Raw genomic sequence first — 15,140 nt, forward strand, 5'->3', positions numbered from 1 at the left:
CAGAAAAACGATGCGCCACATCAGGCAAATTCACCCAACCGTTAGAACGCATGTTCTATGTGGAAAGTGTATGTCACCCCACCGACACTCGCCAGATCCAACCTTCAGGTAGTGGTTGCAGCTTGCGCACCCTACGATGACGCCATGACGGAAAACCCCCTCGGCTTCGGCGTCCCCGCACCACGGATCGGTCGAGATCTGGCCCAGCGCGTCGTTGACCAGGTGGCGCCGAGTCTGACCTACAACGTCAACATCATGGATGCCGCGGGCGTGATTATCGGGTCCATGGATGCTGTTCGGGTGGGTGAACTGCACGCAGGTGCCCGGGAGGCTGCACATCGCCGCGACACGGTGCAGATCAACCCCGGCGACGAAGCGGGTGGAACCCGACCGGGAGTGAATATCCCGCTTCTTCTCGACGGCCAGGTGGTGGCCGTGGTCGGCGTGACCGGTGACCCTGTGCTCGTCCTGCCCGTTGCTCAGGTGCTTGTTCTGGCCATTCAGATGCTGCTGGCGCAAGATCAGGTCCGTGACATCTCGTCGTGGCGTGAGTCGGCCACCCGCGACATTCTGGAGAGCCTCACGCTCGGTCACCTGACGGAGAGCCAGCTCGTCGCCCAGCTGCACCGCATCGATGCCCCCCTGCAGCCGCCCTGGAATCTGACCGCCGTCATTCCGGTCAGTGGGGAACGTCGGAGTGGACCGGTGCGGGTACTTCGAACCCTGCGTGACGTCTCCGGTATCGCGACCGCCGAGATCAACGGTGCCGTCTGGGTGCTGACGGGGTCGTCGAGTTCCCTCACCCTCGCCCTGGTGAAAAAACGCTTACAGCAGTCCTCATCCACGGTGCGATTTCTGTCCGGCCGAGTGGCCGCCTCGATGAGTGACTTGGTCAGTGATGCCCAGCGCCTCCAGCTGATCCTGACGACGCCCGCACTGATTCCCGCTCAGACAGAGACTCGCCTTGCGGCGCTGAGTCTTGAGGTTGCGGTTGCCTCACTGCCCCCCACCCTCGTTGACGACACCGCGCGAACGGTGCTCGTTCGTGTAGGTGTCACCCTCCGTGAGACGGCGAGGACCTTTCTTGCCGAAGGGCTATCGATCACCCGTGCCGCCCGGGAGCTGCACGTGCATCGCAACACGGTTGTGCAGCGGCTGGATCGCTTGCAGCTGCTGACCGGGCTCGATATTCGCCAGTTCAACGCGGCCATGACCATGAACGTGGCCCTCCTGGCCGACACGGCAGGAAATGTGCACGCTGCACAGGGTGAGGCCGAATAACCACCCATAATTATGGGTTCAATGCACCTAAGAGTTCGACGTGACGCACACTAGCCTGTTCACATGAACGATCGTACGGCGCTGACGCCGCTCACCATAGTGATCGCGCCCGATTCGTTCAAAGGCAGCCTGACGGCGGCCGAAGCCGCGGCAGCAATGGCGCACGGCGTGCAGGATGTGCTGGGGGCGGCGGCTCGCGTCGTGCTGTGCCCCATGGCCGATGGCGGTGAGGGCACCCTCGAGACCATTGCAGCTGCCTGGGGGGTGGAACCGCGCAGCCTCCGCACCGTTGACGCGCTCGGGCGTGTGCGCACCGCCCGGTACGGTGTGTCCGCTGATGCCCGCATGGGCCTGATCGAAGCTGCCGAGTCAAACGGGCTTCCCCTCGTCACCGATGTGTTGCTGCAACCACAGCGGGCCGACACGTTTGGGGTGGGACTGCTCGCCCGAGAGTTGCTTGAGCAGAACGTGGAAGAAATTCTGCTGTGCGTCGGTGGCTCGGCGAGCACCGACGGGGGAACCGGCCTGCTCAGCGCCCTCGGGGTGAGATTTTGTGATGCCACCGGGGAACCGGTGCCACCCGGCGGAGGCGGACTTGCTGCCATCGTTTCGATCGATGTGTCCGAGCTTCACCCCCGTGCCCGAGCCGTCCGCTGGCGCGTGGCGGTCGACGTGAACAACCCGCCCTGCGGTCCCCGCGGGGCCGCCGCGGTGTTCGGCCCGCAGAAAGGTGCCGACCCACACGACATCGAGGCGCTCGATGCCGGCCTCGCCAATTTGGCCGCGGTCGTGCGCTCCGCCACCGGCGAAGACATGCGTGACCGGGCTGGGGCCGGAGCCGCGGGCGGTATGCCCGTCACCCTCGTACCGCTCCTCGGCGCCGAGATGGTGCCCGGGTCAACACTGGTAGCGGATGCCGTGGGTCTGGACGCCCTGCTGGCAACCGCCGACCTCGTCCTGACCGGAGAGGGCAGTTTCGACAGCCAATCCCTCGGCGGCAAGGTTGCCGTTGCCGTTGCCCACCGCGCCCCGGAGGGCTGCCCGGTGGTGGTCATTGCCGGTCGGGTCGCGCTCTCGGCTGCCGAGACCCGGGCAGCCGGTATCACCGCTGCCCTGTCGATTGCCGGTGGCCCCGCCACCCTTGCTGAACTCCAACGACACGCGAGCGAACGGGTGCGCGACACCACCGCCCACGCCGTCGCCCTGATCTGTCCCCAACACTGACCTTTAACCAACACTCACCTCTAACCAACACTGACCCGCACCGCCGTTTTTGCCACACCGTTCCGTCTGCAACTGAAAGGCTCTCTCAATGCTGAGCATTGCCATCCTGGTGACCCTCGTGGCCGCCATCGTCTTCGCCACGGCGAAACTCAAGATCAATCCGTTCCTGGCTCTGCTGGGTGCGGCACTCGTGGGCGGGTTTGCCTTCCGGCTGCCGGTTGACACGATCGCACCCACCATGACCACGGCGTTCGGCGCCACCCTCGGTAACATCGGGCTCATTATTCTGTTCGGCACGATCATCGGTGTCATTCTGGAACGCACCGGTTCTGCCATCGCCATGGCCGAAGCGTTGATTCGGCTGTTGGGCACCCGGTTTCCGACCCTGACCATGAGCATCATCGGGTTCATTGTGTCCATCCCGGTGTTCTGTGACTCGGGTTTCGTCATTCTCAACTCCCTCAAGAAGGCCATTGCCGCGCGCACCCAGGTGTCGCTGGTGGCCATGACCATCGCACTGATGACCGGCCTGTATGCCACCCACGTGTTCGTCCCGCCGACACCCGGACCGCTCGCGGCGGCTGGCAACCTGAATATCATCGACCAGCTGGGGCTCATCATCGGGTTCGGGTTGATCGCTGCCCTGGTGTCGGCCGCGGCCGGACTGCTGTGGGCCAATCGCTTTCTGAAGAAAGACATCCAGCTGCTGCCCGAGCCTGCGGGGGAGGAGAACGACCTCAGCCGGGAATACGACCAGTTACGTTCCGGCTACGGCACACTTCCCAACGCCTTCCTAGCCTTTCTCCCCATTTTGGCCCCGATCGTTCTGATCTGTATCGCGTCCATTGCAAAGCTTCCCGCCGCTCCATTCGGTGACTCGGGACTCTTCATCGCCATTGTCTTCCTGGGCACGCCCGTCATCGCCCTGATGGTCGGCCTTGTGGCCGCTCTGTTTTTGCTCCGCGGTGCGAACAAACTCACCACGTTTGGGGACAACGTGAACGAAGGCATCCGTATCTCGGCACCGATCCTCCTGATCACGGCGTCGGGAGCGGCGTTCGGGTCGATCCTGGCCGCATCCGACCTCACCGACTACCTCGGTAGCACGTTGTCGACTCTCGGTCTCGGACTCGTGGTGCCGTTCGTTATCTCCGCCGCTCTCAAGACCGCGCAGGGATCCTCCACCGTGGCCATGGTCACGACCTCGGTGCTGCTGCTCCCGCTACTCCCGGCGCTGGGGCTTGATTCGGACATGGGCCGGGTGCTCTCCGTTCTGGCCATCGGAGCCGGTGCCATGGTTGTCTCGCACGCCAATGACAGTTTCTTCTGGGTGGTATCGCAGCTCAGTCGCATTCCCGTCGCCACGGCCTATCGCACACTCACCCCGGCCACCGCCATTCAGGGCGTTGCCGGGTTCGCCGCGGTCTGGGTAATGGGACTCATTGTCCTGTAGCGCGGCGCGCCAGGAGGGCCGTTCCGCATTTCTGATTTAGGGCAGACAGGCATAGTGTTAAACAATGACTGGTGCCGAAATCCCCGCAGTCCCGCAGCGCTTCTACAACCTTCTTTCTGACATACCCCCCGTAGGGGAGGCACCCACCGGATTACTGACGGACCACCGTGATCGACCGCTGCAGGATCTGCGGCTCTCGGTCACGGACCGGTGTAATTTCCGCTGTGTGTACTGTATGCCCAAGGAAATCTTCGGCAAGGACTTTGCGTTCATGGAGCGCGACGAACTCATGACCTTCGAAGAGATGACCCGTCTGGCGCGGATTTCCATCGCGCACGGCGTGGAGAAGATTCGCCTCACGGGTGGCGAGCCCCTGCTGCGCCGGGGGCTGGAAGAACTGGTGGGGATGCTCGCCGCGCTTCGCACCCCCGACGGGCGTGAGATTGATATTGCCCTCACCACGAACGGCTCGGCCCTGGCCACGAAGGCCCAGGCGCTCAAGGATGCCGGTCTCAAGCGCGTGACGGTGTCCTTGGACTCGCTGGATAACGCCACCTTCCAAGCCATGAATGACGTCAAGTTTCCGGTTTCGAAGGTGCTGCACGGAATCGATGTGGCCCACGAGGTGGGACTCGGGCCGATCAAGATCAACATGGTGATGCAACGCGGCAAGAACGACCAGGACATTGTGGCGATGGCGCGCCATTTCAAGGACACACCCTACATTTTGCGCTTCATCGAGTTCATGGACGTGGGCACGAGCAACGGCTGGGAAATGGGCGCTGTGGTGCCCTCGGCCGACGTTGTGGCTCGCATTCATGCCGAGCTGCCGCTCGAAGAGGTTGCGCCCAATTACAACGGTGAAACCAGTCAGCGCTGGCGTTACCGTGACGGTGGCGGCGAGATCGGCGTGATCTCCAGCGTCACACAGTCCTTCTGTCACTCCTGCTCTCGAGCGCGGATATCCACGGACGGCAAGCTGTTCACCTGCCTGTTCGCCACCGAGGGCCACGACCTGCGCGCGCTGATGCGCAACGGTTGCACTGACGAGCAGCTCTCCACCGTGATGGCGCACATTTGGCGTGAGCGCACGGACCGCTACTCCGAGCTGCGCAGTTCTAAGACCCGTGAGCTGCGGGCATCCGGTAAGAAGAAAATCGAAATGTCATACATTGGTGGTTAGATAATGGGCAGAATTACAGCTCGACGCAAAATTGTTCGCATGACGGTAGGCGCGCACCCGATAGCCGGGGAAGATTTTCTCGCGGTCGAGGAACCGCTCGAGATGCGGGTGAACGGCCGCTCGCTTGCCGTCACGATGCGCACTCCCGGCAACGATTTCGACCTTGCGGCCGGTTTCCTGGTGTCCGAGGGCATCATTACGCGCGGTGCCCACTTCAGCAGTGCCCGGTACTGCGCCGGCGCAACCGTCGACGGTGAGAACACCTACAACGTCATGGACGTCACTCTGGCGGACGGCGTCAACCCGCCCGACCCGAGCCTCGAGAGGTCCTTCATCACGACCAGCTCGTGTGGGCTGTGCGGCAAGGCGAGCATTGACGCCGTACGCACCAAATCCCTCTACGACGTGGCAGCGGATGCCCTCCGCGTCGACGCGGAAATGCTCACCACCTTCCCGAACCTGCTGCGTGCCGGGCAGGACGTCTTCCAGAAGACGGGTGGCCTGCATGCCGCTGCCCTGTTCGACGGAACGACCGGCGAGATGCTTGTGCTGCGTGAAGACGTGGGCCGGCACAACGCCGTCGACAAGGTGATCGGCTGGGCCGTGAAGGAAGAGCGCCTCCCGCTGACCGGAACCGTGCTCATGGTTTCCAGCCGCGCGAGCTTCGAACTCGCGCAGAAGGCACTGATGGCCGGCATTCCCGTGCTCGCGGCCGTGTCAGCGCCGTCGTCCCTCGCCGCCGAGTTTGCGGCCGAGGTGGGCATGACTCTCGTCGGGTTCCTCCGCGGCTCGTCCATGGTGATCTACGCGGGCGATCAGCGCATCACGGAGACCCTGCCAGCAGAGACCCTGCCGGTGGAGAACGCGGTCACCGTCTAGAACATCAGCTCGCACTGAACTGAACAAAACAAAACAGCCCGGCACCGCTGCATGCGGTGCCGGGCTGTTCTGTGAGTGCTGAGCAGATTAGCCGACCGGCACGGCCTCTTCGGCACGGGCCACGAACCGAACCGCCATGGCCTTGTAGCCGGGGGTGTTCGACTCGCGTGCGACGAGCTCGCGGTGCATCAGGGCATTGGCTTCCGGGAAGTACGCGGCGGCACATCCGCGCGGCGTCGGGTAGACCACCAGGCGGAAGTTGTCAGCGCGTCGTTCTTCGCCCTGGAACGTGCTGATCACGTCGACCTGGTCGCGGTCCTGGAAGCCCAGCTCCACAACGTCCTCGGCGTTGATGAGGATCACGCGACGACCACCTGAGATACCACGGTAGCGGTCGTCGAGACCGTAGAACGTGGTGTTGTACTGGTCGTGGCTACGCATGGTCTGAAGGATGAGGTGACCGGCCGGAGGCGTGAGGTACTCGAGCGGGCTCACGGTGAAGCGGGCCAGACCAATGTCGGTCTTGAAGCTGCGGGTATCGCGGGGCGGGTTGGGCAGCACGAAGCCGTTCTTGGTCTTCAGACGCGCGTTGAAGTCCTCGAAACCGGGCAGCACTCGCGAGATGTGGTCGCGGATCAGGTCGTAATCCTCGGCCATTTCGCGCCAATCCACGGGGTGGTCCTCGCCGAGCGTGGCACTGGCCATGCGGGCAATGATCACGGGCTCGGCGAGCATGTGCTCCGAGACCGGATCCAGACGGCCCTGGGTGGTGCGAACGACCGACATGGAGTCTTCGACCGAGAGAACCTGACGGCCAGACGGGTGCTTGTCGTCGGTGTCTGTGCGGCCGAGTGTGGGCAAAATGAGCGAGATCTGACCGTGGCAGACGTGGGACCGGTTGGGCTTGGTGGAGACGTGAACCGTGAGGCCCACGCGCTTCATGGCCGCTTCGAGTAGCACGGTGTCTGAACAGGCCAGGGCGAAGTTGCCACCCATGGAGACGAAGACATCGACGTCGTTATTTTCGAACGCCGTCACGGTGTCAACCGAGTCGAGACCGTGCACGCGGGGACTTTCGATGCCGAATTCCTTGTCGAGCGCGGCGAGCATCCACTCTTTCGGCTTCTCCCACACACCCATGGTGCGGTCACCCTGCACGTTGGAGTGGCCACGCACGGGGCACGCGCCGGCACCGGGCTTGCCGAAGTTTCCCTGCAGCAGGAGCAGGTTGATGATCTCCTTGAGGGTGTTGACCGAGTGCGGCTGCTGCGTGAGACCGAGTGCCCAGCAGATGATGGTGGCCTTGGACTTGATCATCATGTCGGCGACGGTGGAAATCTGCGCGCGATCGAGGCCGGTTGCAGCTTCCGTCTCGGCCCAGTCGATGGTCTTGCGGGCGGCACGGTACGCGTCGATTCCGTCGGTGTTCTCCGCGATGAAGGCGAGATCAAGAACAGATCCGGGAACGCGCTCTTCCGCCTCGAGCAGGAGGTGGCCCAGAGCCTGGAACAGTGCGAGGTCGGCACCGACCTTGATCTGCAGGAACTCATCGGCGAGGTCAACACCCTTGCCGATGACGCCGGCAGGGGTCTGCGGGTCGCGGAAGTTGAACAGGCCGGCCTCAGGCAGCGGGTTGACGGCCACGATCTTGCCGCCGTTATCCTTGCATTCCGCCAGGGCAGAGAGCATGCGGGGGTGGTTCGTGCCGGGGTTCTGACCCACAACGAAGATCAACTCGGCGCGGTGAATGTCTTCGAGCGAGACCGTTCCCTTGCCGATGCCAATCGTGGGGTTCAGGGCTGAACCTGAGGACTCGTGGCACATGTTCGAGCAGTCGGGAAGGTTGTTTGTGCCGATTGAGCGGGCAAACAGCTGGTAGAGAAAGGCCGACTCGTTCGCCGTGCGGCCAGAGGTGTAGAACACCGTGCGGTCGGGAACGGTGGCGCGAATCTGCTCACCAATGAGCTCGAACGCGTCGTCCCAGCTGATCTGCGAGTAGTGGGTGTCGCCGGGGCGAATAACAACCGGATGCGTGATGCGCCCCTGGTTGCCAAGCCAGTACTCGGTTTTGGTCTCGAGCTCGGCGATCGAGTGCTCGGCCCAGAAATCGGGCGTCACCGTACGCAGGGTGCTCTCCTCGGCGACGGCCTTGGCACCGTTCTCGCAGAACTCCGCAGTCTTGCGGTGGCCCTGAGATTCCGGCCAGGCGCAGCCGGGGCAGTCGGTACCGTCGCGCTGGTTGAGTCGCAGCAGCGACTTTGCCGTGCGTGCGATCCCGGCCTGGGCAAATCCGCGGTCGAGAGCCACCATCACGGCTTTCACACCGGCTGCGTGAGTCTTGGGCTCCTTCACGATCAGGTTGTCTTCGTTGATGTCTTCGATCGGTGCGCCACGTGTCATGTCTTCTATCCTCCCTTTAATCTGGACCGGAAAAGTCATTCCGACCCTTCTGGGGGAGAAAAGTTATCTAATACGTTCGTATAGTCTCAACGAGACAGCATCGTGGCTACGGCAGCTGCGAGCGGCAAGGAAAGTAAGACATGAGCTGGCTCGATCGAGACCGCACCATCGCCCCACCCGGATTCAACCGTTGGCTCATACCGCCAGCGGCTTTGGCCGTACATCTCAGCATCGGCCAGGTCTACGCAACCAGCGTGTACAAGACGGCCCTTGTCGAACACTTCGACGCCAGCCTCACGCAGATCGGTGTGATCTTCTCGATCGCCATCGTGATGCTGGGTCTGTCGGCCGCAATCATGGGGACGTGGGTAGACACCAACGGACCACGCAAGGCCATGTTTGTCTCCGCGTTGTTCTGGACCGGTGGATTCCTCATTGGCTCGCTTGGAATCTTCACCAATCAGCTGTGGCTCGTCTACCTCGGTTACGGCTTCATCGGCGGGATCGGCCTCGGAATCGGATATATTTCCCCGGTCTCCACACTTATTAAGTGGTTCCCGGACCGTCCCGGACTGGCAACAGGTATGGCGATCATGGGCTTTGGTGGCGGAGCGCTCATTGCCAGCCCCCTGTCCATCGCACTCCTCACCGCCTACGACCCCAACTCCGGGACAACCGGATGGATCGCCAGCGGCGACGCGGTGGGAAAGCTCTTCCTGACGTTTGCCGTTCTGTACCTCGTGTACATGATGTTCGGTGCGTTCACGATCAAGGTACCGGCCGCCGGTTGGCAGCCCGACGGTTACGACGCCTCGAAGGTTAAGGTCAAGGCGCTGGTCAGCAGCAACCACGTTTCGGCGAAGAACGCCATTAAGACCCGTCAGTTCTGGCTGATCTGGATCGTGCTGTTCTGTAACGTGACGGCCGGAATCGGAATCCTGGAGCAGGCTGCTCCGATGATTCAGGACTTCTTCCGCCAGCCGGATGGCACCTCGCTCGTCAGCGTGGTTGTGGCCGGCGGATTCGTCGGACTGCTGTCGATTGCCAACATGGGTGGCCGCTTTGTGTGGTCGTCCACGTCTGACTTCACCGGACGTAAGAACATCTACATGATCTACCTTGGTGTGGGTATGGTGCTCTACTTCGTGCTCGCCCTGTTTGGGTCCTCAACGACAGCGCTGTACGTGGTGCTCGCGTTCGTGATCATTTCCTTCTACGGCGGCGGTTTCGCCACGGTGCCCGCTTACCTGCGGGACCTGTTTGGTACCTTCCAGGTTGGCGCCATTCACGGTCGTCTGCTCACGGCGTGGTCTGCGGCCGGCATTGCTGGTCCGCTGATCGTCAACTCGATTCTCGACGCTCAGGGCACGCCCGGTCAGCTCACTGCCGCTGACTACCAGCCGGCACTGCTGACCATGGTGGGCCTGCTCGTGATCGGCTTCCTCGCCAACCTCATGGTGCGCCCCGTCGCGTCGACCTTCCACGAGCCAGTGGTAACCCCGCCGGCCGTTCGCGAACCTGCACTGGAGTCCTGATATGAAAAGCGTAAAACTCTTCCTGGGGTGGGCGCTCGTGGGAGTGCCCCTCGTGTATGGCATCTCACAGACCGTCATTAAAGTGACGGCACTGTTTGCCTGACACCGTTCAGCGCCTCCGGGCTAACTGACGGCTTGCTGAGAGCCGCGCGCAGACCTGCGCGCGGCTCTTCGTGTTATGGCAGGATTTAGGGGGCGGTAACGGCATTGCCATCGCTTAGTGCCAACCCGTCTTCCTCTGCCACATCTACCTGTCGACGGGAGAACCACCGTGGGACCGCACACCGCTCTCGATGTCATGCGCCAATCCGGATCAATTCTGACCGGAATGAGGTGCGCAGATGAACTCACCGTGTCCTCAAGCCGCGACGGTGGCGCACGTGCCGTCAGGCTTCTGGCTTCCGCCGCTCTGGATCCCACTGATCAGCTCACCGCGATTGCCGCCGTGCACGCCCTGGCCCGCATCTTCGATGACGCGGCCGACGATGTTCTGGTGCCGCTTCTGACACACGAGTCCGGTTTTCTGCGGGAGCACGCCGCCTGGGCTTTCGGCGTGCGTCTGCCGCGCCTTGACGCCGTGGCCGGACTGGTTCGAATGGTCATTGACGGCGGTTTTGCCGGCATGGTGGCCCAGCGCACGCTCGAACAGTGGTCGGCGTCAACCGCCGACTCTGTGGCGCTTGCCTTGGAAGCTGCGCTGCTCGGAATTCGAGAGTCCGGTGCCCGCGCACGCCTCGTGGAAACCATCGGGCTCGTGCCCGGTCGCATTCCGGAGCGGATGCTGCGCCAGGTGGCCGTGGATTTCGCCGAACCGCTCGAGGCGCGCGCGGCAGCTGTGGCCGCTCTCGGTGACCGCGATGCAGACGAGACCAATATTCGACTCGTCACGGACCTGTCCTTTGAGGAGGGCGAGCTGGCCAGCGTGGCTCGGCTCGCGCTGTATGACCTCACCGCGGCCCGTCACCCCCGACCGCCGTGGAGTCATGGCACGACCATCGCTCAGCTTTTCTTGCACGCCGATATTGACGGTGAACTCTCCCGTGTCGGTTCCGGCGACAACGGCGGAATCGCCACCCTGCTCGTGCGCCTCGGTGATGCTCTTGTTGCTGGCCACCGGGCATCCGGTGTCGACTTCAACAGCCGCTCGGACCTCAACGCCACGGAGCAGGTCGAGCGGGTCATTACGCTCTCCCGCGGCACGCACGCCACGGCGTTTGCGGCACTGCCGGAGGTGGCATCCACTCTTTCTGGCCACGCTTTTGCTGCCATTCCCTTTCTCGGTGACGTTGTCCCGGCCGCGGAGGCCTGGCCACGGCGTATCGCCACCGAGCGCGGTATTCGCCGGGTACTGCGCGCTGCCGGAACCGTTGATGCCATTCACCTGCGCATGGCCGATGTCGGCAGCCTCGCGGCGGCAACCGTGGCTCGAGAACTGGACATTCCCATCGTCTTCACCGTGGCACCCGACCCGCATGCGGTCATCGACTCCATGGAGCGATCCGGGGCATTGACCCGCGCCCAGTTCGGCAAGGTTGACGAAGTCGAGCACTTCTGGTTTCGGGCGCGACTGGTGCAACGACTGGCCGCCGATGCCGCCCACACCGTGTTCTTTCCCCGCCCCGATCTGGAGAAGGACATGCGCGATCTCGTGGGCATCGACGTCAACGCTCACCCCGAGCGGCACACGGTCGTGGCGGAGGGCATTGACCTGACGGTGATCGAACGTTCCCTCGCCGAGGTGCTCACGCCCCGCCAGGGCGCTCCCACCTCGCCAGCCCTGACCGAACTTGATGATCTCCTCCGGCGTCTCCCGGAAGAACGCCGCGATCTCCCGCTGTTGATCTCGGTGGGTCGGTTGCACCGGGTGAAGGGGATGGCGAGCCTCGTGGAAGCGTGGGCAGCCGACCCCACCCTGCACGGACGAAGCAACCTGATCATTGTGGGTGGTGACCTGGAGCATCCGTCGTCGGACGAGCAGGAGCAGCTCCGACGCATGGATGCCGTGATCCCCCTGTCAGGCGCAGTGAATCACGGGCTGATCCTGGCTGGGCATCGCGCCAACGACACCGTGGCCCGGTGGCTCGTTGCCGCACGGTTTGGCCGGCCCGGGTTGAGCGCCCCGCACGGCGTGTATGTGTGCGCCAGCGTGAAGGAGGAATTTGGTTTGGCCCTCCTCGAAGCCATGGCCACCGGTCTGCCTGTTGTTGCCCCGGATGCCGGGGGCCCGGCCACCTACGTGGAGCAGGGCGTCACGGGGTTCCTCGTGGATACCGGGAGCAGCTCGGCTCTGGCCGGCGCGGTCTCGGAGGCACTGGAGGTGGCGATCGGACCGTTCGGCCCCGAGTACGCCGAACGTGGTCGCAACATGGTGGCCCGATCGTTTACGATTCAAGCCATGGCCCGTTCTCTCACCAACGTCTACCGTGATGTCGCGGACGCCGCGGAAACCGCCACGTGGGCGTTGAACGCCTCGTGACGCTCCTGATCATCAGCCCCGACTACGCGTCCCACCTGTTTCCTCTGGCCACCCTCGGCACCGCCTGGCAGCAGGCCGGGGAGCGCGTCGTGGTGGCCAGCGGTCCCGCCACAGCCGACATCGTGCGCGGGTTCGGATTTGAGCGTGAAAACCTGCAGCTGGGACGCGGTTCCAACCCGGGTGTTATTCGTGCGGAGGCGCAGCCGACGGGGGAAGATGATGCCCTGCGCGGCTTCTTCGCGGCCACCCGGCTGGGCATGGTGGAGACCCTCACATTTCAGGCGGAGGCCCGCAGCAACGATCTGTTGTGGAACCCGGTAGAGATTGCTCGGAACGTTCAGCGGCTGGTCGAGAAGGTGCGTCCCGATCAGGTGATCGTGGACCACCTGGCGTTCTCAGCGCGGCTCGGTCTGATGACGGCGGGCATTCACCATGCCGATGTTGTTCTCGGACACCCGTCTGCGCTGCCCGTTGCCGGCGAGGTGTACGGTTACCCGCCGGAATGGCCGGACATCTTTCATCCCGACGCCAATGATTTGGCCGAGCTACTCCTGCTGTGCGAGGCCGTGCGTGACACGTTCACCGCACAGTGGAACGCGGCCCTGGCCGAGCTTGACCCGCAGGCTGTGCCCAGCAGAGATGCGTTCCAGGAGACCGGCGATGTGCTGCTGCTCAACTATCCTGCAGAACTGCACCGTCCCGAGCGCGGTCTTCTCCTCCCCGAGCATGCCTTTCTCGGGTCGGCGGTGCGCGTGGAGGCAACAGATGCCGAGGTCGAGGCGTGGCTGGACGCCGGGAGTGAACCGGTGGTGTACGTGAGCTTCGGGAGCTTCCTCTCCGTGCGCGGAGATGTGCTGGAGAAGGTCGTGGCGGCACTGCAGGGACTCGACGTGCGGGTGGCCCTCGCCTCCGGGTCTACGGATCCGGCCTCGCTCGGACCGATTCCCGAGAACTGGCTGGTACGTGGTTTTCTTCCGCAGGTGCGGCTCCTCGATCACTCGGTGCTGGCGGTGAGTCACGGAGGAAATAACAGTGTGACCGAGGCGATGACCGCTGGCGTTCCGCTGCTCCTGCTGCCCTTCTCCACCGATCAGTTCGCTGGAGCGGCCGCCCTCGACACCGCAGGTTTCGGTGAGACGCTCGACCCGAACCGGACGTCTGTTGCGCAGTTGCGAGCCGCGATCGTGCGGCTGCTGGCACTCGACGGACACGCGAGAGAGCGCCTGACCAGCCTCGGCGAGTCGCTTTCGGGCGGCACCGGACCACGACGCGCCTTCGATGCGCTCACGGGAGTGCGTGCCGGTTCGGTCTGAGGGTTTTCTCGCGCGGTAGGTTGCGCGAACCGGTACCGCGAACTCGCGTGAGCACGCTAGCCTCGGTCACACCGGGGTCACCGTTGGTGGTGTGCACGCCCGGACCCGAAAGGTGGACGACGTGGTTGACGCAGCAGAGATAACAGCCCCCCGGGTTACGACGGTGCGCGTGGGGGAGTTGCCGGCACCGGTACCGGCCTGTGATGAGAGTATTTGGCGAGTACTCGGCAGTCCGCTGGTGTCGGGCGACGCCGAGGGTGACGCCGCGGGCTCGCTCCTCGGCGAGACGATCGCCGTCAAGGACCTCTTCGAGGTGGCCGGGTTTGCGGTGGGTGCCGGGGTGCCGGACTACCTGCGCGGCGGAAAGGCCGCCGTGACGTCGGCGGCAGCCGTGCGCGCTCTGCTCGCGGCGGGGGCATCCGTTCGCGGCATTGCCCAAACCGACGAGTTCGCCTACAGTTTGGCCGGTGACAATGAGCACTACGGAACACCGCCCAACGCCCGCGCACCGGGTGCGTTACCGGGCGGGTCCTCCAGCGGTCCGGCCGCTGCCGTGGCTCTGGGGCACGCGAGCATCGGCCTCGCCACCGACACGGCCGGTTCCACCCGGGTTCCGGCGTCGTATCAGGGTCTCTGGGGATTGCGCAGCACGCACGACGCGGTGAGCCGGGAAGGACTGCTGCCGCTTGCTCCGAGTTTTGATGCCGTGGGCTGGATCACACGCACACCCGAGGTACTGCGTCTCGCTGCGGCTGCCTCGCTCGACCTGTCAGCTCAGATGGAACCGGAGTCGCCGTGTGTCGTGGCGGTCTCGCTTGTTTTCGCCGCCACGGAGGCGGTGCAGGCCTCGTTCGTGAGTCTGCTCGACCGTGTGCACGGTGACGGTCTGCTGTCCGAGCCGGCCATTGTGGATCTGGGAGCGCTCGACCCCCTGCTGAGCGCGTTCCGCACGGTTCAGGGCGCAGAGGCCTGGCGTTCCCACGGTTCCTGGATCGATGAGCACCCCGGGGCGCTGGGCGCTGCCGTTGCCACGCGCTTCGAGGCTGCCCGTCGGGTGAGCGAGAGCGAAGAAGCGGATGCCCGGGGGATCCTGCACGAGGCCCGCGAGCACCTGGATGCCGTTCTGGACAACCGCGTTCTGCTCCTGCCGAGCGCATCGTCGGGAGCCCCCAACCGCGATGCTCACCCGTCGGTGATCAACGCAGCGCGGGAGGCGACGCTGCTGCTCACCTGCCTTGCGGCCATCGGCGGCTATCCGGCCGTCTCCGCGCCGCTTCTGGCCGCAGACGGGCGAGCCGTTGGGCTCTCCCTCGTCGGGCCTCGATTCAGTGACCTGGCCCTCGTGGATCTGGCCGCCCGGCTGGCTAGTCGCGACTGAGCCCGGTCGCGACTGAGC

The 15,140-nt window shown here is 64.2% G+C and carries 10 protein-coding genes; 9 read left to right on the forward strand and 1 reads right to left on the reverse strand.

The features are described from left to right. Positions 1-144 precede the first annotated feature (144 nt). From H4V99_RS07855 to fdhD, 5 genes are all read left to right on the forward strand, one after another. Positions 145-1,281 carry a sugar diacid recognition domain-containing protein gene (locus tag H4V99_RS07855; protein ID WP_280677070.1) on the forward strand — a complete coding sequence of 379 codons (1,137 nt, stop codon included), beginning with the start codon at positions 145-147 and terminating at the stop codon, positions 1,279-1,281. Positions 1,282-1,344: 63 nt separating this feature from the next. Next, positions 1,345-2,505, forward strand: coding sequence for a glycerate kinase (locus H4V99_RS07860; protein WP_280677072.1), 1,161 nt, complete (start codon positions 1,345-1,347; stop codon positions 2,503-2,505). Positions 2,506-2,593: 88 nt separating this feature from the next. Then, complete coding sequence (locus H4V99_RS07865; protein WP_280677074.1) at positions 2,594-3,958, forward strand: GntP family permease; 1,365 nt, start codon at positions 2,594-2,596, stop codon at positions 3,956-3,958. A gap of 64 nt (positions 3,959-4,022) precedes the next feature. Further along, positions 4,023-5,141 (forward strand): GTP 3',8-cyclase MoaA, encoded by a 1,119-nt coding sequence (gene moaA, locus H4V99_RS07870; RefSeq protein WP_280677076.1) that lies wholly within the window; start codon positions 4,023-4,025, stop codon positions 5,139-5,141. A gap of 3 nt (positions 5,142-5,144) precedes the next feature. After that, positions 5,145-6,020 carry a formate dehydrogenase accessory sulfurtransferase FdhD gene (gene fdhD / locus H4V99_RS07875; protein WP_280677078.1) on the forward strand — a complete coding sequence of 292 codons (876 nt, stop codon included), beginning with the start codon at positions 5,145-5,147 and terminating at the stop codon, positions 6,018-6,020. Between the two features lie 87 nt (positions 6,021-6,107). Here the strand turns inward: fdhD and H4V99_RS07880 are convergent, their stop codons facing one another. Further along, positions 6,108-8,420, reverse strand: a complete 2,313-nt coding sequence (locus tag H4V99_RS07880; RefSeq protein WP_280677080.1) for an FdhF/YdeP family oxidoreductase — start codon at positions 8,418-8,420, stop codon at positions 6,108-6,110. Positions 8,421-8,560: 140 nt separating this feature from the next. Here H4V99_RS07880 and H4V99_RS07885 point away from each other — a divergent pair, with 140 nt between their 5' ends. The 4 genes from H4V99_RS07885 to H4V99_RS07900 all read left to right on the forward strand — a co-directional run bounded on the left by H4V99_RS07885 (position 8,561) and on the right by H4V99_RS07900 (position 15,122). Then, entirely contained in the window at positions 8,561-9,955 is a 1,395-nt protein-coding gene (locus tag H4V99_RS07885) for an OFA family MFS transporter (protein WP_280677082.1), read from the forward strand. A gap of 328 nt (positions 9,956-10,283) precedes the next feature. Beyond that, positions 10,284-12,431: a glycosyltransferase gene (locus H4V99_RS07890; protein ID WP_280677084.1), complete on the forward strand. Its 2,148-nt coding sequence runs from the start codon at positions 10,284-10,286 to the stop codon at positions 12,429-12,431. Further along, positions 12,428-13,744: a glycosyltransferase gene (locus tag H4V99_RS07895; protein WP_280680027.1), complete on the forward strand. Its 1,317-nt coding sequence runs from the start codon at positions 12,428-12,430 to the stop codon at positions 13,742-13,744. Before H4V99_RS07890 ends, H4V99_RS07895 begins: the two co-directional genes overlap by 4 nt. 121 nt (positions 13,745-13,865) lie before the next feature. After that, entirely contained in the window at positions 13,866-15,122 is a 1,257-nt protein-coding gene (locus H4V99_RS07900) for an amidase family protein (RefSeq protein WP_280677086.1), read from the forward strand. Positions 15,123-15,140 lie beyond the last annotated feature (18 nt).

Origin of the sequence: Cryobacterium sp. CG_9.6 (assembly GCF_029893365.1) — a bacterium.
In the GTDB taxonomy this organism is placed as follows: domain Bacteria; phylum Actinomycetota; class Actinomycetes; order Actinomycetales; family Microbacteriaceae; genus Cryobacterium.